22 protein-coding genes are annotated in these 21,770 nt (G+C 53.8%); 16 read left to right on the top strand and 6 right to left on the bottom strand.

All coding sequences use genetic code 11. The features are described 5' to 3' along the window. Position 1: 1 nt before the first annotated feature. Both DHN12_RS21170 and DHN12_RS21165 read right to left on the bottom strand, forming a co-directional pair. Entirely contained in the window at positions 2-1,555 is a 1,554-nt protein-coding gene (locus DHN12_RS21170) for a sugar ABC transporter ATP-binding protein (RefSeq protein WP_234416722.1), read from the bottom strand. Between the two features lie 148 nt (positions 1,556-1,703). After that, positions 1,704-2,375: a GntR family transcriptional regulator gene (locus DHN12_RS21165; RefSeq protein ID WP_108861954.1), complete on the bottom strand. Its 672-nt coding sequence runs from the start codon at positions 2,373-2,375 to the stop codon at positions 1,704-1,706. 106 nt (positions 2,376-2,481) lie between these two features. Here DHN12_RS21165 and DHN12_RS21160 point away from each other — a divergent pair, with 106 nt between their 5' ends. The 13 genes from DHN12_RS21160 (at position 2,482) to DHN12_RS21100 (ending at position 13,195) form a co-directional block, all read left to right on the top strand. Continuing rightward, the gene (locus tag DHN12_RS21160; RefSeq protein WP_108861966.1) at positions 2,482-3,351 is read left to right on the top strand and encodes an SMP-30/gluconolactonase/LRE family protein; all 870 of its coding nucleotides are present in this window, start codon (positions 2,482-2,484) and stop codon (positions 3,349-3,351) included. A 26-nt stretch (positions 3,352-3,377) separates the two neighbouring features. Continuing rightward, positions 3,378-4,412, top strand: coding sequence for a sugar ABC transporter substrate-binding protein (locus DHN12_RS21155; protein WP_108861953.1), 1,035 nt, complete (start codon positions 3,378-3,380; stop codon positions 4,410-4,412). Positions 4,413-4,496: 84 nt separating this feature from the next. Further along, a complete protein-coding gene (locus DHN12_RS21150) occupies positions 4,497-6,020 on the top strand; it encodes a sugar ABC transporter ATP-binding protein (protein WP_108861952.1) in 1,524 nt (507 codons plus the stop codon). Then, positions 6,017-7,018 (top strand): ABC transporter permease, encoded by a 1,002-nt coding sequence (locus tag DHN12_RS21145; protein WP_108861951.1) that lies wholly within the window; start codon positions 6,017-6,019, stop codon positions 7,016-7,018. The genes DHN12_RS21150 and DHN12_RS21145 overlap by 4 nt, the downstream gene beginning before the upstream one ends. 1 nt (position 7,019) lies before the next feature. After that, the gene (locus tag DHN12_RS21140; RefSeq protein ID WP_108861950.1) at positions 7,020-7,808 is read left to right on the top strand and encodes an SDR family NAD(P)-dependent oxidoreductase; all 789 of its coding nucleotides are present in this window, start codon (positions 7,020-7,022) and stop codon (positions 7,806-7,808) included. Positions 7,809-7,830: 22 nt separating this feature from the next. After that, positions 7,831-8,325, top strand: a complete 495-nt coding sequence (locus DHN12_RS21135; RefSeq protein WP_108861949.1) for a lactoylglutathione lyase family protein — start codon at positions 7,831-7,833, stop codon at positions 8,323-8,325. Further along, positions 8,318-9,349 carry a C-terminal binding protein gene (locus DHN12_RS21130; RefSeq protein ID WP_108861948.1) on the top strand — a complete coding sequence of 344 codons (1,032 nt, stop codon included), beginning with the start codon at positions 8,318-8,320 and terminating at the stop codon, positions 9,347-9,349. The genes DHN12_RS21135 and DHN12_RS21130 overlap by 8 nt, the downstream gene beginning before the upstream one ends. A 12-nt stretch (positions 9,350-9,361) precedes the next feature. Continuing rightward, a complete protein-coding gene (locus DHN12_RS21125) occupies positions 9,362-10,051 on the top strand; it encodes an RraA family protein (RefSeq protein ID WP_108861947.1) in 690 nt (229 codons plus the stop codon). Next, complete coding sequence (locus DHN12_RS21120) at positions 10,032-10,952, top strand: 2-dehydro-3-deoxygalactonokinase (protein WP_108861946.1); 921 nt, start codon at positions 10,032-10,034, stop codon at positions 10,950-10,952. Before DHN12_RS21125 ends, DHN12_RS21120 begins: the two co-directional genes overlap by 20 nt. Then, positions 10,949-11,575 carry a 2-dehydro-3-deoxy-6-phosphogalactonate aldolase gene (locus DHN12_RS21115; protein WP_108861945.1) on the top strand — a complete coding sequence of 209 codons (627 nt, stop codon included), beginning with the start codon at positions 10,949-10,951 and terminating at the stop codon, positions 11,573-11,575. The genes DHN12_RS21120 and DHN12_RS21115 overlap by 4 nt, the downstream gene beginning before the upstream one ends. Further along, on the top strand, positions 11,572-12,273 hold the full coding sequence (locus DHN12_RS21110; protein ID WP_108861944.1) for an SDR family NAD(P)-dependent oxidoreductase: 702 nt from the start codon (positions 11,572-11,574) through the stop codon (positions 12,271-12,273). The genes DHN12_RS21115 and DHN12_RS21110 overlap by 4 nt, the downstream gene beginning before the upstream one ends. A gap of 9 nt (positions 12,274-12,282) precedes the next feature. Then, a complete protein-coding gene (locus DHN12_RS21105; RefSeq protein ID WP_050606110.1) occupies positions 12,283-12,801 on the top strand; it encodes a 2,4'-dihydroxyacetophenone dioxygenase family protein in 519 nt (172 codons plus the stop codon). Further along, on the top strand, positions 12,782-13,195 hold the full coding sequence (locus tag DHN12_RS21100) for a methylglyoxal synthase (protein WP_108861943.1): 414 nt from the start codon (positions 12,782-12,784) through the stop codon (positions 13,193-13,195). Before DHN12_RS21105 ends, DHN12_RS21100 begins: the two co-directional genes overlap by 20 nt. 24 nt (positions 13,196-13,219) lie before the next feature. Here the strand turns inward: DHN12_RS21100 and DHN12_RS21095 are convergent, their stop codons facing one another. The 4 genes from DHN12_RS21095 to DHN12_RS21080 form a co-directional block, all read right to left on the bottom strand. Continuing rightward, positions 13,220-14,365 carry an alpha-hydroxy acid oxidase gene (locus DHN12_RS21095; RefSeq protein ID WP_108861942.1) on the bottom strand — a complete coding sequence of 382 codons (1,146 nt, stop codon included), beginning with the start codon at positions 14,363-14,365 and terminating at the stop codon, positions 13,220-13,222. A 45-nt stretch (positions 14,366-14,410) separates the two neighbouring features. Next, positions 14,411-15,694, bottom strand: a complete 1,284-nt coding sequence (locus tag DHN12_RS21090) for a TRAP transporter large permease (RefSeq protein ID WP_108861941.1) — start codon at positions 15,692-15,694, stop codon at positions 14,411-14,413. Positions 15,695-15,704: 10 nt separating this feature from the next. Further along, positions 15,705-16,190, bottom strand: coding sequence for a TRAP transporter small permease (locus DHN12_RS21085; protein WP_108861940.1), 486 nt, complete (start codon positions 16,188-16,190; stop codon positions 15,705-15,707). A gap of 78 nt (positions 16,191-16,268) precedes the next feature. Further along, positions 16,269-17,267, bottom strand: coding sequence for a TRAP transporter substrate-binding protein (locus DHN12_RS21080; RefSeq protein WP_108861939.1), 999 nt, complete (start codon positions 17,265-17,267; stop codon positions 16,269-16,271). Between the two features lie 117 nt (positions 17,268-17,384). On the opposite strand from DHN12_RS21080, the gene DHN12_RS21075 reads away from it, so the two are divergent. The 3 genes from DHN12_RS21075 to dcm all read left to right on the top strand — a co-directional run bounded on the left by DHN12_RS21075 (position 17,385) and on the right by dcm (position 21,769). After that, on the top strand, positions 17,385-18,056 hold the full coding sequence (locus tag DHN12_RS21075; protein ID WP_108861938.1) for a GntR family transcriptional regulator: 672 nt from the start codon (positions 17,385-17,387) through the stop codon (positions 18,054-18,056). Positions 18,057-18,974: 918 nt separating this feature from the next. Further along, positions 18,975-20,597 carry an Eco57I restriction-modification methylase domain-containing protein gene (locus DHN12_RS21070; RefSeq protein ID WP_108861937.1) on the top strand — a complete coding sequence of 541 codons (1,623 nt, stop codon included), beginning with the start codon at positions 18,975-18,977 and terminating at the stop codon, positions 20,595-20,597. Next, entirely contained in the window at positions 20,594-21,769 is a 1,176-nt protein-coding gene (dcm, locus tag DHN12_RS21065) for a DNA (cytosine-5-)-methyltransferase (RefSeq protein ID WP_108861936.1), read from the top strand. Before DHN12_RS21070 ends, dcm begins: the two co-directional genes overlap by 4 nt. Position 21,770 lies beyond the last annotated feature (1 nt).

Here is a 21,770-nt window from a genome sequence, read left to right as displayed (position 1 = left end):
GTCACGTCGCGACTCCTGATTGATTGGTTTGGGGTGCGTCCACAATTGGAACGGAATTTCCGGCGGCCATTTGAAGAAGCGTGGTTTCGGTTGCCTCGGCGGCTGCGATGTCTCCCATGAGGCGACCGTCGTGGACGACAAGGATGCTGGTTGAGAGAGAGACAAGTTCGGGAAAATCGGATGACACGACGAGGATGGCCATTCCCTCGGCTGCTCGACGCAAAAGTTCCGTGTGGATCTGGAATTTGGCTCCGACATCGACCCCTTTTGTGGGCTCCTCAATGATCAGAAGAGCTGGCGCGCGTTTGAGCCACTTGGCCAACATAATTTTTTGCTGATTGCCCCCTGAGAGATCACCAACAAGTTCGTTAATCCCGCTGGTTTTGACACTGAAGGCGTCAATGGCTGTTTGGCTGGCTGCTTTGATCGAGCCCGAACGCATGAACCCAGCAGACGCATGATCGGAAAGACTGGCCGCGATCAGGTTGTCGCTGAGTGATTGTTCCAGAAAGAGGCCTTCAGTCTTGCGTTCTTCGGGAACAAACCCGACCCCAGCACGCATCGCCTGCCGCAAGGACGCAAAGTTAACAGGCTTGCCGTGAAGTCTGATCTCCCCGGTCGCGCCATGCATCAACCCGACAATCGATCGAACAATCTCGCTGCGGCGAGCGCCCATCAACCCTGCCATCCCTACAATCTCTCCGGCTTTAATGGAGAAAGAAATGTCTTCGAATTCATCTGGATGGGTTAATTCTTGGACATGCAAAACCTCTTCGCCGTTAACCTTACCTGACCGCGTGACATCACCGGGGTGAGCGCCGCCGATCATCTCGGCGACGACTTGTTCCTGAGAAGTTTCCGAAACCGGTAAAGTGCTGATGTGGCGCCCATCTCGCAAGACGGTAATGCGATCCGAGATCTGGAAAATCTCGGCCATATGGTGGCTGACATAGACGATGCCAATCCCTTTTTTTGTCAGGGACTTTAGGACTTCAAATAGTGCGTCTACTTCGTCGGGTGCCAATGCCGATGTCGGTTCATCCAGCAAAAGGACGCGGGAATTCAACGACAGAGCCTTGGCGATTTCAACAATCTGGCGGGAGCTGATCGGTAAGTTTTCCACGGGTGTTGAGACGTCGATATCCAGACCGAATTCCGCCAGCAACGCCTCCGCTCGGCGGCGCAGTTCGGGCCAGTCAACTACGCCGAACCGGGTGGGTACGCGGCCCGCGTAGATGTTTTCCGCAACAGAGAGCGCGCCAGCGAGGCTGAGCTCTTGGAAAACACAGCCGATGCCCAGGGATTGCGCATGCGACGGGCTTTCGACCCGCTGTTCCTTGCCGTCGCACAGGATACGCCCAGCAGAAGGTTGGTGAAGTCCATAAAACAGGCCGAGACAGGTGGATTTTCCGGCGCCGTTTTCCCCGCATAGCGCGTGAACTTCGCCGGGTCTCAATTCAAAGTCGACGCCATCCAAAACAATGTTCGTGCCGAAGCTTTTGCCAACCCGATCCAGCTGGATCAGTGGCTGTAGCCCCGGTGAGTCAGGTTTCATTGCTGGCGTCATACAAGCTTCCTCCCGCCTTTTGATTGGCATCTGATATCTCAGATGTCAACTGAAAAAGAAAAGACCGTGAGGTGCCCAAAAAGAAAGGGGCGGCGCCGTTCTGGCCCGCCCCCGTCACAACGAAGCTACGTTTTTGCTAGGATGCGGTCGCTCCTTCGAGGACGATGGCGGCGCTTTTGTAGGCTTGTCTGGTGCGGTCAATATGCGCTGTGAGAAGAGATTTGATTTTGGCCATGTCGCCTTCGCGTACGGCAATAGCGATTTTCGAATGCTCATCGAAGGAAAGCTCAGTATGCTGTGGAAGCTTCGCCAGATGGGTCCGCAATGCGGCAATCTTACCGATGTAGCGTGTATAGCTGGCCGTCAGATAGTCGTTCCCGGCATGTTCGAAAATCAACTGATGAAACGCCGTGTCCAGTGAAAGGTAGCCCTTTTCATTGCCTCGACTGCGTTCCTTTTCCATGTCCTTCACGACCCGCTGCATGTCATCGGCAAGACCTTCTGGGTTCCTCGATAACGCCAGTTCAAAGGCGGCAGTCTCGATAGCCTGTCTGAAGTCGCAGATCTGAGTCACTTCCGGCTCAGACAGCGAAAAAACGCGTGCGCCTTTTTGAGGCTCGATACTGACCAACCCTTCGTCACGTAGTTGAGCGAGTGCTTCGCGGACTGGCGATTTCGATACGCCCAGCTCTTCGGAGATTTTTCGCTCCGACAAAACCTGACCCATTTTCAGGGAGCCATCGATAATACTATTCCGCAAATGTTCCAGTGCGAGTTCACGCAAAGACTTGGGTCTCTCAAGCGCCATCTGAGGATATCTCCAAAAAAAGGTGTTGCCAGATGCAAGATATCTGATACACCAGATTAGGCAAGCTGGTATATCAGATATCAGAATGTACCAAGGAGATCAAAAAGTGCGCGCAGAGTTGGTCGTCGATTGTAGGAACCAGCACGGGGAAGGGATTTTCTGGAATCCCGTCGATGGTCTTGTCTGGTGGGCCGACATTGAGGGCTGCGCGCTTTGGTCATTTGATCCTGCAACGTCAGAGACAGCATTTCATGAGATGCCAGAGCGCGTGTGTTGCTTCGCGCCGCGCGCGTCTGGCGGTCTGATTGTTGCTTATGCGGATCGAGTTGTCTTGTTCAATTCGCCCAATAGCGAGGAAACCCTCGTGACGCGATTCGAGCCGAACAATCCGGAGACACGGCTGAACGACGGGCGAACCGATCGCCAGGGGCGATTGATTGTTGGAGGCATGAACGAAGTTTCTGGCAAGGCCGACTCGTCGGTCATCTGCGTCGATACAGATTTGAGTGTACAGACGATCATCGAAGGAGTGTCTTGCGCTAATTCGACTTGCTTTACTTCCGACGGTGAGACGATGTTCTTCGCGGATACCCCGGATCGGGAAATCGTCGCATTTGATTACGACACCCGTAGTGGAACCGTTTCGAACCGTCGGCAGCACGCTTCTTTCAATGATGAGCCTGGCTTGCCTGATGGGTCCTGTGTCGATGTCGAAGGGGGCGTCTGGAACGCCGAATGGGAAGGCCATCGCGTTGTTCGCGTCGCATCTGACGGCACGATAGATCGCGTGATCGAGGTGCCGGTTTGGAAGCCCACCTGTTGCGCTTTCGGTGGCCCTGATCTCGACACGCTGTTCATCACGACCTCAAGGCTGATGAGTGACGAAGCAGCTTTAACAAAAGAACCGGAATCCGGCGGCCTCTTTGCTGTGACACCTGGCGTTCGTGGCGTGATCGACGCGCCATTCAAAGGATAACCAACGAAATTCTGGAGGAGAAAACTATGTTGAAAACGCTTATGACCACTACGCTTGCTGCGGGGTTCGCCACGCTGGCAACGGTCGCTCTGGCGGAGAATTATCCGGCACCGGTTCCACTTGAGGACGGGGCACAAGCGCCAATCGATGCGATAGAACCCAAGAACGAAACGTTCCGGATCGCGTATATGCCGCCGGCGACTGAGTTCAACTACTACATCGCCATCGGTGAAGGCATTAAAGCGGTTGCTGCTGAGGCCGGGGTCGAAGTCTTCATGCTTGCGCCCCAGTCCGGTGCGGACATCAATGGCCAAATGGGTATGATCCAGGATGTACTGACGCAGGATGTGGATGCGATCATCTTTGGAACGCATGATGAATTTGCTGCGGCGCCGCTACTTAAGCAGGCCGTTGACAAGGGCATGGCTGTTTTGATGATCAACTCGGACATCCCGAACTTTCCGACTCCGATCCACGGTGTGGTCGGGTATTCTCAGCGCAATGGTACTCAGGCCATCGCTGATTGGGCCATCGAGACCTATGGCGATCAACCATTGAAGGTCGGCATCATCGAAGGGCAGCCAGGGTATCACTCAACCGAGCGGGTCGGTGGCTTTCTTGACGGCATTGAGGGCAACGACAACTTTGAAGTCGTTGTATCCATCGATGGCAAATGGAACGTCGAAGGCGGCAACACAGCTGGCATGGATATCCTGCAGTCGAACCCCGATCTCGACATGATCTTTGCTGCGAATGACTACATGATCATTGGAGCATCCTTTGCTGCGAAAGCACTCGGCCGTAATGACATCGTTCTATTGGGCAATGATGGCGACACGTCCGGCCTTGAAGAGATCGCGGCGGGCAACATCACGGCAACCGTCAACACCTCACCGTTTTTGATGGGTAAAGCGGCTATGCACGCAACCATTGATGCGCTCAACGGGTCCTATCCCGGCGGCTGGATCGAAACGCCCACATCAATTGAAGACAAAGACGGTGCAATCAGCGTGCTGCAAGAGCCAGAAAAGCTCTTCCCGCAGCCGTCCAAAGAATACTGAACTTTCTCCCCGCTTCCCGGTGGCGCGTGCGCGTGCTGCCGGGTCGCAATTCAACCGAGTTCCCCTTTTGTCGAGGCAATCGCAATGACACCCGCAACGCCACTTTGGGAATTTGTCGATATCACTAAGGCCTATCCTGGGGTATTGGCGAATGACAAAGTCTGCATCCGGCTTATGCCCGGTTCCATTCATGGGCTGCTGGGTGAAAACGGCTGTGGCAAATCGACCATGATCAAGACGCTGTCCGGCGTGCAGCAACCCGATAGCGGTCAAATCCTGCACCATGGCAAGCCGGTCACGATTAGCGACCCGCAGGCGGCACGTGAACTGGGTGTCGCAACAGTTTTTCAGGAATTCTCGATCGTACCCACCTTGTCGGTTGGCGAAAACATCTTCCTTGGCAATATGCCTCGGTCCCGCTTTGGCGTGATCGACTGGGCCAAGGTCCACAACGAAGCCGCTCGTGTTTTGGCGGAAATGGATGTCGATGTTTCACCCGAGGCCATAACCGGCTCGCTATCGGTGGGCGAGCAACAACTGGTCGAGATCGCGAAGGCAGTCGCGATGGACGCCCGCATGATCATCCTGGATGAACCGACGGCGGCATTGGGTGAAGATGAAATTGAGCGCCTGCACCAGTTACTGCGCAATATGCGCGAACGCGGCACAGCCATTCTCTATGTTTCGCACAGGCTGGATGAGGTTGAACGGATCGTTGATGAGGTGACGATCTTGCGCAACGGCTGTGTTGTGCGCGCAAGTGGCGAGACCAACATCAACGTCTCTGAGATTGTCAGCGCAATGGTCGGTGAGGACATTGGTGAGCATTATCCCAAGGAGCAAAACGCGACCAAGGATATTGTGCTGGAGGCGGCGGGTCTGGCCACCAATTCGGGCGTGAAAGATGTATCGTTTTCGTTGCACCGGGGTGAAGTTCTTGGCTTGGGTGGCGTATTGGGCAGTGGCCGCACAGAAATCGCTCGCGCCCTGTTCGGGACAGACGAGCTGACGGGCGGACAGATAACACTTAACGGTAAGCCGGTTCGCTTCCGCCGGGAAATCGATGCGATCCGTGCTGGATTGGCCCTTGTTCCGGAGAACCGTAAGTTTGACGGGTTGTTCTTCAATTTCCGCGCAAGCGGGAACGTAACCGCAGCCTCCCTCGGCGGGCTTAGCCGGTTCGGCGTGTTGAACCTTAAGGCGGAAGAGCAAGCTACCCATGACCTGATCCGCGATCTGGAAATCTCGACCCAGGCTGAGGAAAAGACGGTTAACTTCTTGTCTGGTGGTAACCAGCAGAAGATTGTGATTGCACGCTGGCTGTTCTCAGCCTCTGACATCCTGATCCTTGATGAACCGACGCAGGGGATCGATATCGGCGCCAAGATCGCTGTTTACAAGCTGATTAACAGGCTCACGCGGGCGGGAAAATCGATCATTCTGATCAGTTCAGACCATGATGAGTTGCTTGCGATGAGCGATCGGATTGCCGTCGTGCAGCACGGAACGATAGTGCGCACGGTCGATGCATCCGACCTTACTCATGACGACCTTGTGCGCGCGTCCGCCGACACTCCTCAATCCAAGCCTAAGGAGGCTTTCGCATGAAGCGGATCTTTGACACCCAGTTGATCGGACCATTTGCAGCAATGGTGATCGTCGCACTTATCGTGGCACTTACGACGGAACGCTTCCTGAACCCGGGCAACCTATCTAACTTGTCGCTACAGGTAAGCATCGTGGCCTTGATCGCAATCGGGTCTACTATCGTGATCTTCGCTGCGGGCATCGATCTGAGTTCCGGGTCTATGGTGGCTTTGCTGACCATGATCCTTGCGCAGATGTTGAAATTTGTCGGCATTCCACTGGTTCTGGCGTTGCCACTCATTCTCTTCATGGGCGGATTGCTTGGTCTGTTCATTGGGCTGATAACAGCCTACGGGCGTATCCCGTCTTTCATCACAACATTGGCGGCGTTGATTGCCTTCAGGGGCCTTGCGCTGACCTTCAACAATGGGTCTCCGATCTTCTCGCTGGATCCGGCGCTAGAGCCAATCTTTTACGGCAAGCTGTTCGGCGTTCCGATGCCTTTCTTCTACCTCGTGTTCTTCTACGTCCTTGCCGCGTTCACTATGAACTTCACGAAACTCGGCCGTGAGATCTATGCCGTGGGTGGTAACCCAGCTGCTGCCGTTCTGACGGGTATCAACGTACGTAAAGTTCAGACGACAACATTTGTCATCGCAGGTTTCATGACTGCGGTTGGTGCGATCCTGATGTCAGCGCGCCTCAACTCTGGTTCGCCCAACTATGGCCAGACGCTGGAACTGCAGGCCATTGCCGCTGCTGTTGTCGGCGGAGCCAGCCTTGCAGGCGGCCGCGGCAACATCCTCGCCACGCTGATGGGGGCGATGACAATCGTTATCGTCCAGAATGGTTTGAACCTAAACGCTGCGCCATCTTCGGTTCAAAACATCGTGTTGGGCCTGATCATTCTGTTGGCCGTCGGCATAGACATGTGGCGCGCGGAGATTTCGGGCTTGATGGGTCGAATGTTCGGCCGCACTTCATCGCAGCAGTCATCTAACGTCAAGAAGGAGGCCTGAGATGGATCTGGGGCTCAAAAATAAACTGGTCCTGGTGACTGGTTCAGGTTCCGGCATAGGCAAAGCCACTGCGCGGGTCTACCTGGAAGAAGGCGCGCGGGTCATCGTGCATGGCCTGACCGAGGCGGAAGTGTTCGACTGCGTCGACGACCTGTCATCACTGGGCAAGGTCGAAGGCATTGCGGCCGACTTAACCAAAACCACTGATGCGGAAACTCTGGCAGAGTTTGCCCGCGAGCGCGGTGCGGTGGACGTTCTTGTGAATAATGTTGGCATCTTTTCGGTCAAACCGTTCGAGGATCTCACGGATGACGACTGGATGCATTACTTCAACATCAATGTCCTGTCCGCCGTTCGGATGAGCCGGATTTTCCTGCCTGAAATGCTTGGCCGGGATAAGGGATCTATCATCAACATGGCCAGCGAAGCGGCAGTGAAACCACTACCTCAGATGGTGCATTATTCTGTCACTAAAACTGCCATGTTAGGTCTGACACGTGGCATGGCAGAACTGACAAAGGGGACAAAAGTCCGGGTTAACTCGATCCTGCCTGGTCCAACTTGGACCGAAGGTGTCGAAGCCTATTTTGACGGCCTCGCCGATCAAAAGGGTGAGCCGCTCGACACGATCGTCGACAATTACTTCAAATCAGATGAGCCCACATCGCTCATACAACGCTTTGTCCAACCAGACGAAGTCGCCCGCATGATCGTCACGATCTCTGCAAGCACAGCCTCCAATGGTTCTGCGCATCGGATCGAAGGCGGCATCGTTCGCAATATTCTTTAACTGCTAACTGGAGGAGCCCTACATGGCCGCTCTCACTTTCTCTCACATCGGCATCACAGTTCCCGACCTGGAAAAAGCCGTGGAGTTCTATTCCAAGGCGTTCGGCCTGTACGTGCTGATGGAACCAACTGAAATCCTGCATGACGAAAGCGCCATCGGTCAGATGTGCGACGATGTGTTTGGGGAAGGTTGGGGAAGCTTCCGCATCGCGCACTTGTCAATGGGCGACGGTGTTGGCATTGAATTGTTTGAGTTCCCGAAGACCGTCGAAGAAGAACGCCCGTTCGAATATTGGCGGCGTGGCTTGTTTCACTTCTGCGTACAGGACGAGGATCTGGAAGGCCGCATCAAGGTTATCGAAGACCTGGGCGGGCGCCAGCGCATGAGCCAAGTGCGCAAGTATTACCCAGGTGAAAAGCCCTATCGCATGGTCTATATGGAAGACCCGTTTGGCAACATCTTCGAGCTCTACAGCCACTCGTACGAATTGACCTATTCGGCGGGTGCTTATGACTGATCGCGCCGACTTTTCCCCCAGAACGGACAAACCCAAGGTCGTGATAACCGATTACGACTTTGGTGATGTTGCCGTTGAGACGGAAATCCTGGAAGCCGCGGGAGCCGAGGTGATTGCGCTTCAGGCCAAGCGCCAGGAAGACCTGTTCGATGTCGCGCCGCATTGCGCAGCGATGATGAACCAATATGCCCGGATCGGGAAGGAAACGATTTCGCGGATGCGGAACTGCGAGGTCATCGCGCGTTATGGCGTAGGCGTAGATATCGTGGATGTCGGCACAGCAACGGAAAAAGGCATCCTCGTTACCAACGTGCAAAACTATTGCACCGAGGAAGTTGCCGATCACGCGATTGCCCTTTGGCTGACCTTGGCGCGCAAGTTGCCCGACTATGATCGGGCCACTCATGCAGGGGTCTGGCAGTGGCAAAGCGGGCAGCCGGTCTATCGGTTGCGTGGGCGGACGATGGGTGTCGTTTCGCTGGGTAAAATCGGGCAAGCCATCGTTGCGCGGGCGCAATCTTTCGGAGTTACGGTCATCGCTTACGACCCGTATTTGCCAAGAGAAGTCGCCGCGAAGATTGGGGTCGAGCTGGTGAGCAAGCCCGAATTGTTAGCGAGGTCCGACTATATCCTGATGCAGGCGCCGATGACGCCGAACACGCATCACTTTTTGTCGGATGCCGAATTCTCGGTCATGAAACCCGGCGCGATACTCGTGAACACTGGACGCGGACCAACGGTCGACAACAAAGCCCTGTTCCGGGCGCTGACCGAAGGCCATTTGGCCGCTGCAGGGCTCGACGACCCCGAAGAAGAGCCGGCAAAGCGCGCCAACTGGACGCCTGATGACAACCCGTTGTTCACACTGCCCAACGTCCTCGTAACACCACATGCCGCCTACTATTCCGAGGAATCGATACACGCAGCGCGGGTTACCGCGGCTACGCAAGTGGCCAAGGTCCTGACAGGACAAAACCCCGACTACACAGTCAATGCCGACGCATTGGCCGTATCTACCGCATAACAGGAGACAAGAATGCCAGACGTCAGCACGGACCTTAGGGTTTTTAATGATTTTGAAAGAAACCCGGAACTTCTCAAAAAATTCGACAAGGTGTTGGAGGCGTACTCCGCTGCTGCCATTTTTGCGGATGTGCAGTACCGAACAGGCGTGATGGACAGCGCCATCAAGCCCGCTTTCCGCGCCAAGGTGACTGGCCAGGCCGTGACGGTCCAGCTTTCAAAAGGTGATCTGGTCGACCCATTGCGAGCGCTTGAAATGGGACAACCCGGGGACGTGATCGTCGTGGACGCGGGTGGTGATCGCCAAACGTCAGTCTGTGGCGGCCTCATGGGTGGCCTGGCTAAGAACCGTGGCATCCGCGGCATGATCGTTGATGGCACCGGGCGCGACACAGATGAGCTGGAAGACATCAATTGGCCAATCTGGACGCGCGCGATCACGCCGCGCGGAACGCACACGATGTTCTCGGAACGTAAAGAAGAACTTTCGATCAATGTGCCAATCGCCTGTGGGGGCGTCGTGGTAAACCCCGGAGATTTCATTGTAGCTGATCTTATGGGCGTCGTCGTGGTTCCACAGGAAATTGCCGAAGAAACCGTGCGCCTTGCTCAAGAGCAAGCTGACCGTGAGGAGGAAACCCGTAAATGGGTGGCCCAAGGCAAAACCGTTGAGGATCTGCTAAATGAATTCGGTCGCATCTGAGCCAGCGCTGATCGGCGTAGATTGGGGCACTTCATCGTTTCGTGCATTTCTAATTGGTGCGGAGGGCGACGTGATCGATGGGGTCTCGTCGCCTGAAGGTATCATGCAGGTTGCGGGACAAACCTTTGAGGCGGTCCTTGATCGTCTCATCGGCCCTTGGGTCGCCAAGGCTAACCTGCCGATCCTGGCATCTGGCATGATCACCAGCCGCAATGGCTGGGTAGAAACGCAATACGCTGAAATGCCGCTGGGTGCTGGCGGTCTTGCGCGAGCGTTGGTCCCGCACGAAGCGGCCAACGGAGCGCGCATTCATTTTGTGACAGGTGCTTCGACAGAACATGCCGGAGGACCGGACGTAATGCGCGGCGAGGAGACTCAGATTATCGGGGCATCTTCACTAGGCTTGAGCGAAGGTATGTTTGTGATGCCAGGAACGCACAGCAAATGGGTTAAGGTTGCGGATGGGAAGATCGTGGATTTCTCGACCTACATGACAGGTGAGATCTTTTCGGCGCTGAAAGAACACACGATCCTTGGCACCTTGATGAAGGAGGACGCCTTCAGCGAAGGCGCATTCGTGATGGGCGTCAAGGCGGGCCTCAGTGGTGAGTCGAACCTGCTGCACAGCCTGTTTCATGTTCGGACGCTTCCTCTCATGGGCAAAATCCCAAAGGTTGCCACGGCCGACTACTTGTCGGGCTTGTTGATCGGGACCGAGGTTGCTGCCGCGACCGGCGAAGTAAAAGACGTCGGCACGATCACTGTTGTTGGACGCAGCGACTTGTCCGACCGATACGAAATAGCGCTTCGAACTGCTGGTTTCGACAGCCGTCGCGCGCCAGATGATATCGTTGCGAAAGGGCATTTTCTGATTGCTCGCGCTGCGGGGTTGGTCGGATGATTGACCTCACCGCAGCTCTTGCTGAGAACCCGCTGATTGCGATTTTGCGGGGGCTGGCACCAGAAAATGCGCGCCCGGTGTCTGATGTGCTCTTCGATGCCGGGTTTCGGATTATTGAAGTGCCGCTCAACTCACCGGACCCGCAGGAATCGATTGCGCAGATCGTTACGAAACATGGCGCTCAAGCCATAGTCGGCGCTGGCACAGTGTTGACTACGGATCAGGTCGGGGCAGTCGCAGATGCAGGCGGGCGGATCATCGTGTCGCCTAATATGAACCCGAACGTCGGGCGCGCGGCTGTCGCACGGGGTCTGTATTGGTGTCCGGGCGTCATGACCCCCTCCGAGGCCTTTACGGCATTGGATATCGGAGCCTCGGTGCTCAAATTCTTTCCGGCGGAAATGGTGCCCCCCGCTGCCATAGCGGCTATGCGCGCCGTATTGCCTGCAGACGCAGTCGTCGCTGCGGTAGGTGGCATAACGCCGGATACGATGGCGTCGTATCATGCTGCGGGTGCAGATGGATATGGGCTGGGCTCCGCGCTGTTCAAACCGAGCTATACATTGGATGATATCGGCAGGCGCGCGCGCGCCTTCACCAGTGTATTGGAGGAACTTGGATGAAACAGGCCCTTGTAACGGGCGGTACGCGAGGGATTGGTGCGGGTGTTGCACGGTCGTTGGCAGACGCAGGTTGGTCCGTCATTGCCGCATCCGCCTCCCAATCCGAATTGGATGCATTCGAGCCTCAGGACGGGTTAAAGGTGCAGCTCTTGGATGTCACCGACCAGACGTCCATCAATGATGTATTCGGCGAACTCACGGGTTTCGATGCCTTGGTGAACTGCGCAGGTATTCTTTTGCGTGGCGAAGAATATGACATCGACGTCTTCGCCAAGGTGCTAGATGTGAATCTGACAGGCACCATGCGCTGCTGTCTTGCCGCGCATCCATTGTTGGCTGAAGCGAGTGGGGCCATCGTCAACACCGCCTCTATGCTCAGTACCTTTGGTGGGCCTTTGGTTCCGGCGTATTCCGCTTCTAAGGGCGGCGTGGCACAGTTGACCAAGGCGCTCGCAGGTCGCTGGGCCGAAGACGGTATCCGGGTCAATGCCATCGCGCCGGGTTGGATTGAGACAGAGATGACCCAGGGCCTTCGGGAAGACCCTGAAAGAACAGCGGGGATCATGGCGCGTACGCCTATGAAACGCTGGGGAAAACCCGAAGAGGTCGGCGCGCTTGTGCAGTGGCTTTTGAGTGAAAACGCCGGCTTTGTGACCGGATCGATCTATCCGGTCGATGGCGGCTATCTCGCTATGTGAGGAAAATCAATGAATGACGACGACACCGCCCGAATGCCTTATCAATTGCCGTTCCCCAAGGATGCGCAAGAAGAAATCGTTATCCCGAACGCGATGAGTGAGGACGACAGGCTATGGGTTCCGCAGGCCGAAAACGTCTGGTTCCGGCCGCTCTGTCTGAACCGCTCGCAAGGCTATTGGATGAACCTTCTCAAAGTGCGCAAAGCTGGAGTTCTTTCGCGGCACCGCCATCCGCAACCTGTCCACGGCTTTGTCCTGAAAGGACGTTGGCATTATCTGGAACATGATTGGGTGGCGGAAGAAGGGGGATATGTCTTTGAGCCGCCGGGCGAGACACATACTTTGGTCGTCCCGGACGATGTCGAAGAGATGGTCACATATTTTCAGGTCAATGGCGTGATGTGCTATGTTGATCCGTGGGGCAAGGTCACTGGCTACGAAGATGTCTTTACCAAGATTGATCTGTGCCGAAAACACTTTGCGGAAGTAGGACTTGGAGAAGACTACGTTGAACAATTTATCCGGTGACGCGCCGCGTTTCGCGCTAGTAGCTCATGATGCGCGAAAGGACGAAATCGTTGATTGGGTGGGTCTGCAATTGGCTCGCCTGTCCAGAGTACAAATCTTTTCGACTGGGACCACCGGCAGTCGCATCAAGCAAACCTATCCAGAACTGGATGTGACCTGCCTGAAAAGTGGACCACTCGGAGGCGACCAACAGATCGGCGCTATGATCTGTGAAGAGAAACTGGATGCACTGATTTTCTTCGTCGACCCTCTGTCGCCCATGCCACATGATGTCGACGTTAAGGCTCTGACCCGTCTCGCAACAGTGTATGATCTGCCAATGGCATGTTCGCGCTCAACCGCGGATCTGATCGTCAAGGGGCTGATTGACGAGGGTGACAACGCGCCTGCGTGATACGCCACGCGCCGCAAGCGCCGATCAGCCAGTTCTCAGAAGGTGCTCTGCCAGACTGCCGAGGTTTTCGCTGCCGAGCTGGCTCATGTTGGCCTCAATGTCAGCCTTCAGGATGTGAACGAGATGGTCGACCCCTCGTGCTCCGAACGCTGCAACGGCATATTGAAAGGCGCGTCCGACCATGACGAAATCTGCACCTTTCGCCAGTGCGCGCATGATGTCCAATCCCCAGGCCACGCCAGAGTCGTAGATCAGTGGCACATTTGTTCCGACTGCTTCGCGGATGTTCGGGAGTTGGTCAATCACAGCGGGTCCGGCTTCGAATTGACGCCCGGAGTGGTTTGAGACCCAGATGCAATCCACGCCGTCGGCCACCATTTTTTGCGCGTCCTCCGGCCGCAGAACACCCTTGACGATCAGGTGACCCTTCCATTCCTGCCGTAGTTCGCGCAGGTAGTCCCAATCTGGAATCCCACGGATCAGAGCGCCTGCATGGGTAAAACTTTCTCGTCCGCGGGTCGGGACGTAATCGTCAAAGAACCGCATACGTGGCATGATGCCCTCGCGCAGATGTGCAAGGCACCAGGCGGGTCGTGATGCCATTTCAGTCAGCGTGCGCAGGTCAGCTTTTGGAGGCACCGTCAGATTGGCGCGGCGCTGTCGTTCGCGCCGGCTCTCTTCTGGAACGTCCACCGTGATAATCAGCGTATGAAATCCCGCTGCCTTAATCCTCGGCAGCATCGCGCGGCGCAGATCGGCGGAGTTCACCGGGTAATGCTGAAACCATCCGTTTTTGCCAATGTAAGGTGCCACATCTTCCGGTGAAGCAACCGCCACGCTGGACAACGAAAACGGAATATTGTGAGCAACCGCTGCCTTTGCAAGCATCCGCTCTGCTCCTGCCCACATTAGGCCGGACATGCCTACCGGTGCTATCCCGAATGGCAGATCGTAAGTTTGACCCATCAATGTAGTCTGCAGGTCGGCCTTTGTTCGGCCGCATAGTACACGCGGCATGAATCCGATGGCATCAAGTGCGTCCCGGTTGACCTTCAACCCCAGCTCCCGGCCGGTCGCGCTGTCGAGGTATTCGAAGGCAAACTTCGGAATGCGCTTTTGTGCGGTTTTCCGAAGGTCTTCTATCGACGGGTGGGAAAGGTCCAGATCCATCCGGGTCCTCTGTTCGTTGTCTAACGTTTGAAGCTCCTCAGTCGGTCACCAAAGGGATGGCAGGGCCAAGGAAATTGCGGGCACATAGGTGATGAACATCAACAAGATCAGCATGCCGACAAAGAATGGCAGGATCGCCCGGCTTAGGCTTTCGATGGAAACCTTCGAAATGCTGCTGGCCACGAACAGGTTCACACCCAATGGCGGCGTGCAGAACCCAATGGCCAGGTTGACCGTCAAGATGACACCAAAAACGATCGGATCGACACCCAGCGCGGTTGCAACCGGCAGCAGGATCGGCGTCATGATGATGATCGACGAAATCGTCTCCATGAACATTCCGATCACCAACAACAGCAGATTGATCAGCAACAGGATGATGATTGGGTTGTCGGACAGGCCGGTGATCGTTGTTGCGAGTTCTGTCGGGATTCTTGCGAGCGTGATCAACCTGCCAAAGGCGGTCGCCATGATCACCAATATCAGAATGGTCCCGCTGGTCTTTGCACTGCCCGCCAAAACCTCTGGCAGGTCCTTGAGGGTGATGTCGCCATAGACGAATATGCCGATGAAAGCGGCATAGACTACGGCCACGGCACCGGCTTCGGTTGGGGTGAAGATACCGCTGTAGATGCCCCCAAGGATAATTACCGGTACCAATAGCGCCCAGATGGAAGACCGGAAGCTCTGCCAGACGCCCGGGCCTGAGAACGTAGTCGTCGATTGCTGAACAACCTCGTCCTTTCGCAGCAGAACACGAGCGACCAACATGAACATGAGGGCAAAAAGGATTCCGGGAACAACGCCTGCAAGAAACAGTTTGCCGATCGAAACTTCAGCAGTAACACCATAGATGATGAAGGGAATACTTGGCGGGATCATTACACCGATCATTCCTGAGGATGCTGTCAATGCGCCGCTGAATTTGCGCGTATAGCCGACCTTTTCCATCTCTGGGATCATGTTCGACCCGATGGCGGCTACGGTCGCAGGAGATGAGCCGGATATGGCGGCAAAAAACACACAGGCGAGCACGTTCACATAAGCCAGCCCACCCCGGATATGACCGATCAGCGCATTGGCAAATCCAACCAGTCGGCGAGACATTCCGCCGTGCTGCATTAGGTCGCCAGCGAGGATGAACAAGGGAACAGCAATCAGGGGAAATGAGTCCGCGCCTGTTACCACGGAGCGTGCCAAAAGAACCATGGGTGGCGTGCCATCCACAAAGACCATCACGATCATGGTGGCTAGGCCCAGACAGATGCCAATTGGCACGCTGAAGAGCAGAAGGGCGAAAAGCGTCAGGAAGAGCGTTGTTGCAAGCATGCCGGGTTCCTCACGCTTTGGTCCCTGCGATCTGGCGCAGGGTTCGGATCAGATGCTGAGTGACGCGGATCGCGGACAGGCCTGCGCCAATCGGCGCCGAAGCATAAAGGATTGGGATCGGTAGTCCCAAAACGACTGACGTCTGGCTGGCCACAAAAGGCTGTCGGATCAGCTTGATGCATTCAATTGTCAGAACGATCAGAAATCCAAGGACAAGAAGCGCGATCACAACATCCGCGTAAAGCCTTGCGCGCTCGCTCAGGACATCACGCAGGACCGTGATACGCACATGATCGCCTGTGTGGAATGCATAGCTGACGCCAAGCCAGACAAACCATACAAACAGCCAAAGCGTTAGCTCTTCGCCCCATGAAAGAGAGGCATTCAGAATGTAGCGCATGAACACATTGCCAAAGATCAACAAGACAATCGCGGCCAAAAGTGCACTGGCTAAGACCTTTTCGGCATTCATATCGATCCATTTGATAACCGACACCGTTCACCTCCCCTTGAACGAAAGGGGCACCCGAACCTTAATGGCACGGGTGCCCGTATTGGCTGAGTAGTCCGAGGGTCAGCTTCCGCTCGCTGCGGAAACCGCTGCTACCCAGTCGTCATAGGCTTCAGCGCCAACCTCGTCGCGATACTGCAGACGGACGCTTTCGGTTTTGTCGGCAAAGGCCTGTCGCTGCTCGGCAGTCAGTTCCAGAACCTCGACACCAGCAGCACGGATCTGTTCCAGCTGTTCCGCATCTTCGCTTGCGACCAGTTCCGCCTGATAGTCACGTGCGGCGGCCATCGAGTCCCGCACCAGTTGCTGATGCTCTGCGGACAGCGAGTCAAAGAACGGTTTGGAGATGACGGGCATATAGACCGCAAAGACATGGCCCGTGGTCGAAAGGTATTTCTGCACCTCGTAGAAACGCTGTGAGGTAATGATCGCCAGTGGGTTTTCCTGGCCGTCGATCACGCCTTGCTGGAGAGCAGAATAGACCTCACCAAAGTTCATTGGCGTCGGGTTGGCTCCGAGCGTTTCGAATGTCGCCACATGCGCCGGAACCTTCATGGTACGTAGCTTGACACCCTCGAGATCTGCGGGGGTTGCAACCGGACGGACATTGTTGGTCACATTGCGTACACCCAATTCAAGCCAGCCAAGACCTACCAATCCCTGGTTTTCGACCCGTGCAAGCATGCCATCACCAGCATCACCATCAAGAACATCAAAGGCGATGTCCTTGGAGGAATACATGTAAGGCAGTTCAATTACTGCAAAAGCCGGATCCCAGCCCGCGAAGAAAGAGGAAGGAGGAATGGCCATTTCCAGAACGCCGGTTTGAACACCTTCGATCATCTCGCGATCAGGGCCCATCTGCGACGAAGGGAATATCTGTACGTCGATCTCACCATTCGAGCCAGCTTCGACCAGTTCTTCAAATTTCAGTAGCGCGCGATGCATATGAAACGCTTCTGCTGCGCCATGCCCAACCTTAATGACTGTTTCAGCGGATGCTGCAAAAGCAAGCCCGGCTGACATGACGACGCCAAGCGCCAATGTTGATTTTTTGAACAAGGTATTCTCCCACGGACTTTATTTTTTACGATCTATTATCTGAGATATCAGATATAATATAGAAATCAAGCTTACATGTGTTATTGTGTTAGGGAGACGAAATAGGACGAAGTGAAAATGACCGAGATTTTGCAGATTAAGCGCCCGGATTCGTTGAGTAAAACTGCTGAAGAGCATATCCGAAAAGGCATAATCAATGGCACGTTTCAATTGGGTGAATCGTTGCCGGAAGTGAAGCTGTCAAATGCCATGGGCATCAGTAAAACTCCGATTCGCGAAGCGCTATCGGCTTTGAATCTTCAGGGGCTCGTTCAGATATTTCCTCATCGAGGAGCCTTTGTATTCTCTCTTTCTCAAAAGGACGTGGTGCAGCTTTGCCAGTATCGGCTCATCCTAGAATCCGCAGCTTTGGAGCAGTCGCTTGAAAAGAACCCGTCGGTTCTGATCAATGAGCTGGCTACAATTGTTTCTAAGATGTCAGAAGCGCAGGAAGCGGATGAATTCGAGCAGTACTTGGAACTTGACGCCGAGTTTCACGACGCGTTTTTCAGGTCCTGCGGAAACAGTTATCTGCGGGATGGATATCAAAAAGTCAGTGATATCGTCCAAACTATGCGGACACATCTGTCCAAGCGTTCCAATCGAACGACGAAATCTTTTAAGGAACATCAAGCGATCACATCGCTATTGGGCGAGGGTAAAGTAAAAGCAGCAACGAACACCCTCAAACGCCAAATCACTCGCGGTGAGCGTTCTTATTCTGATTTGGTTGGTGTCAATCAAACATAGAAGGCTCAGTTATAGAAGTAGCACTGAAGACTGGTCGCAGCATTTTGACCATTCTGATTTGATGGAAAGCCTTTGAGTCGCAAATGGCAAAGTTTGCGCGCTTCAGAAAACCAAGTTTGCATAAAATCAATTACTTAGATGTCGCCAAATGGCAAAACTATGTGTCGCCCGACAGTACTGAAAACATTGAATAAATTCTCGCCAATGTTTTCCTGCCCCTGATCTGCCACTAAAATCAAATCGCCTGCGGGTTCGCCCACCCGATACCCGATTGAGTCGGAATGTCGCACCCCACCCCCCGGCCTTACCCGGACGCAGCGCAATTTTGTTTATACCCCACGCATGCCAAGCGCGGGGTATCTGGACTTTTTGACTGTTGGGTCAGACGCGACGGTAGTGATTGATCGCAATAATCCATAGACGGTTGAAAGCTTAATCAATTTTGGCAGCCCTCAAGGAGAATTGCGTTATCAGAACTTCAAGCGGTCAGAGCTTCTGCAATCAACTATCACCCAGAATAGCCCCAAACCTACAGCCAAATTAGGTTATCCAACTGAACCGCCGCACGCGTGTACAAAACGGCGCAACAGCCGTAAGCAAAACACTCAAACCTCCAATTTAGTGCAATAGCGCGCTGGCGCTAATATGTACTGCAGCTATCAGTCGAACGTGCAAAAAATAATGGGGTCAGTGCAAAGGCACGGTTTTTTTTGAGCTGAGAGGTGATCAGATTGCAAGCGTCGCAGTTTTGAATCTGAGGTGGACCGACCTCAATATTAACTTGGAGTCAAACGTTGCCGACTGACCCATCTAATGTTCGCGCTGTGTGAGCGAATGCTGTGGCACACTTCTTCTTTAGCAGCTAGGCTGGGCCAGAGTATGGAAAAATCAAAATAGAACGCTCGCGAGCAGCTAATAATGAACGACGTCCTAACAAAGCTTAGAACCTCAGATAAGTCACCGGAGTATGCCAAGAAGACGCTCTCACAGAGACTGTCGGGCCGTTTCTACACTCCGAGCCACATCGGATCACCTCTTGCAAAGGCTGTATCGAAGAACGTTTCTTGGAAGAAATGCGCGGCAATCATTGATCCGTTTTGCGGAGACGGGCGCCTAATTTGCGCTTTCCTTGAAGAGAATGCCTGTCGATTAGCTAAGCTGGAAAAGCTTGATATTCATGTTTGGGATTGCGACGAAAAAGCGGTAGCCGATGCCCAGAAGAACATATCGCGACTTATCCAAACAAACAAACTTCGCGCCGACATTACGGCTGAAGTTGGAGATGCCTTTCGGATAGGCCTTAATTTTAAGGAAAAATTCGACGTATGCGTTACCAACCCGCCCTGGGAAGCACTAAAGCCAGATCGCCGCGAACTAGCTCATTTGTCCTCTGCAGAGAAGGCGCGGTTGATTTCTGCTCTACGCCGAGAAGATGAGTTTTACGCAACTGAGTTTCCACAATCTCAACCAGAAAGAAAGTTTTCTGGTTGGGGTACAAATATCTCAAGGGTCGGCACGGAATTGAGTATTTCGCTTCTCAAAAGTGATGGAGCTTTGGGGATCATTGTTCCTGCGAGTTTGTTTTGCGACCAAAACTCTTTGAGTCTCAGGAAGTGGATTTTTGAAAACGCCTCACTGCGGGAAGTGAATTATTTTCCTGCGGAACTCAAAAGCTTCCCCGACGTTGACCAGTCCTTCGTATCGGTGTCCGCGACCAAGTCAAAACGCGAAGTTCAGTTTGATTTGAGACTTTTCGACAGACACGGCGACTGCGAAACAGGAAAGATTTCTAATTCGAGCATCCAAAATAGAAGATTAGTCAACATACCATTTCAAATCGGATTTTCTGGAATGGAAATTGAGTCTATGCTGGATGGCCTACCCACGCTTGGAAGTCTTGAAAACAACGATCAGGAACTCGGCATTTGGATGGGTAGGGAAATTGACGAAACAGGTATCGCAAGTAAACTGGGCGACGCTGGCGTCCACCCCTTCATAAAGGGACGCATGGTAGACCGATATAAGTTTCCTGAATCGCCTCAAGCCTTTCTTAGAGAACTTGTAGTACCGAAGTCTTCGCAGTTTCCTAGAATTGTTTGGCGTGATGTTTCCCGTCCAAGCCAAATCCGCCGAATGCAGGCCACAATCATTCCGCCAGGTTGGGTGACCGGAAATTCACTGCACGTCTTACATTTGCGTCAGCATTCCAAAAAGTCTCTTCTGGGACTTTTGACATTGTTGAACTCATCAGTGATGGAGGTGCAAATCAGAGGGTTGTTGACAACGTCACATGTCTCTCTCGGCGTTGTTCGCAACACTCGAATTCCGCAACTTCAAATCAAAGACATAGAAAGGCTTGCCTCCTTCGCGACAGGTGTTTTTGAACAAAGGCAGCACGCGGAAACTCGAGCAGACATAGCCGTTGCCAAATTGTTCAAATTATCCGAAGACGCGTTCATTTCGTTTATGCAAGTGCTTACGCGCGCTAGCTGCAATGAACTTGACACCAACCTCATTCGCAAGCTGTGGAATGAGCAATGATCCCAAATCACTACAGCGCCACATTAAGTGACCTAGACTTGAAAATGGTACTTTCTGTTCCTCCTGGAGGAAATTGGAAAGATATTCCCGAAACGATACCTTCGAAGCGTCTTGATCAGATCCGGCTTAGCTACAAACAGGGTAGGGGTTCTAGATCATCTTACTATGGAAGAATGCGACACGATGAACCGGCGCACACAGTTTCCACGTATTTCAATCGTCCGGGCAACGGACGTTTCATACATTACTCCCAAGATCGGGTAATCTCGCAGCGAGAGGCTGCTCGCTTACAGTCTTTTCCGGATTCTTTCATTTTTTGTGGAAGCAAGACCTCAATAAACAAACAGATCGGAAATGCGGTTCCACCGTTACTTGCATATCAAATTGCTAGAAGTCTGGGAGAAGCTGGGGCTTTCGTTGATTTGTTTTGTGGTTGCGGAGGGTTGTCGCTAGGTTTCAAGTGGGCAGGATGGAATCACTTGTATGCGGTAGACATAGACAAAGCAGCCGTTTCCAGTTTTCAACACAACATATCGAACGATGCGTTGGTGGGGGATCTGCGAAGTGATGACGTTCGCGCTACTCTTGTCTCGCGTTCCTCAAACAGGCAAAAGGCGAATAAACCGCTGATAGTTCTCGGTGGTCCCCCGTGCCAAGGGTTTTCGACAGCTGGCAATAGGCGATCCATGGATGATGAGCGAAACCATCTGTTTCGTTCATACGCATCGGTTTTGCGAGAACTGCGCCCCGATATGTTTCTATTTGAAAATGTTCCTGGATTGAAGAGCATGGAAGGCGGACTTGTGCTCAAGCAGATCCGATATGAGTTGGAGAAAGTGGGCTATTCAGTGCAGGTGCATACAATTGGTGCGCATGAATATGGCGTTCCACAACGCCGAACTAGAGTTTTACTCTTGGGCGTCAGGTTGGACGCCAAATTACCAATTCTGCCAGTGCCGGTTACTGCTTGGGACAGTAAGCAGCTGAGCTTGGAGCTCCCTTCAACGCCAAGCGTTTCAGAAGCAATATCTGATTTGCCGCCAATTGAGCCTGCGCAGGATGGTAGCGACTTAGACTATATTTCTCGCCCGCTGAACCGTCTTCAAGCTTTTTTTCGCGACGAGATAAACGCAGCAGAGCTATATCATGGCTTCAAAGAGGAACTCGTCTGAA

Source organism: Ruegeria sp. Alg231-54 (assembly GCF_900143525.1).
GTDB lineage: Bacteria > Pseudomonadota > Alphaproteobacteria > Rhodobacterales > Rhodobacteraceae > Ruegeria.
Note: the sequence above shows the minus strand (reverse complement) of the source record. Positions and strands in the feature narration are given on the sequence as shown.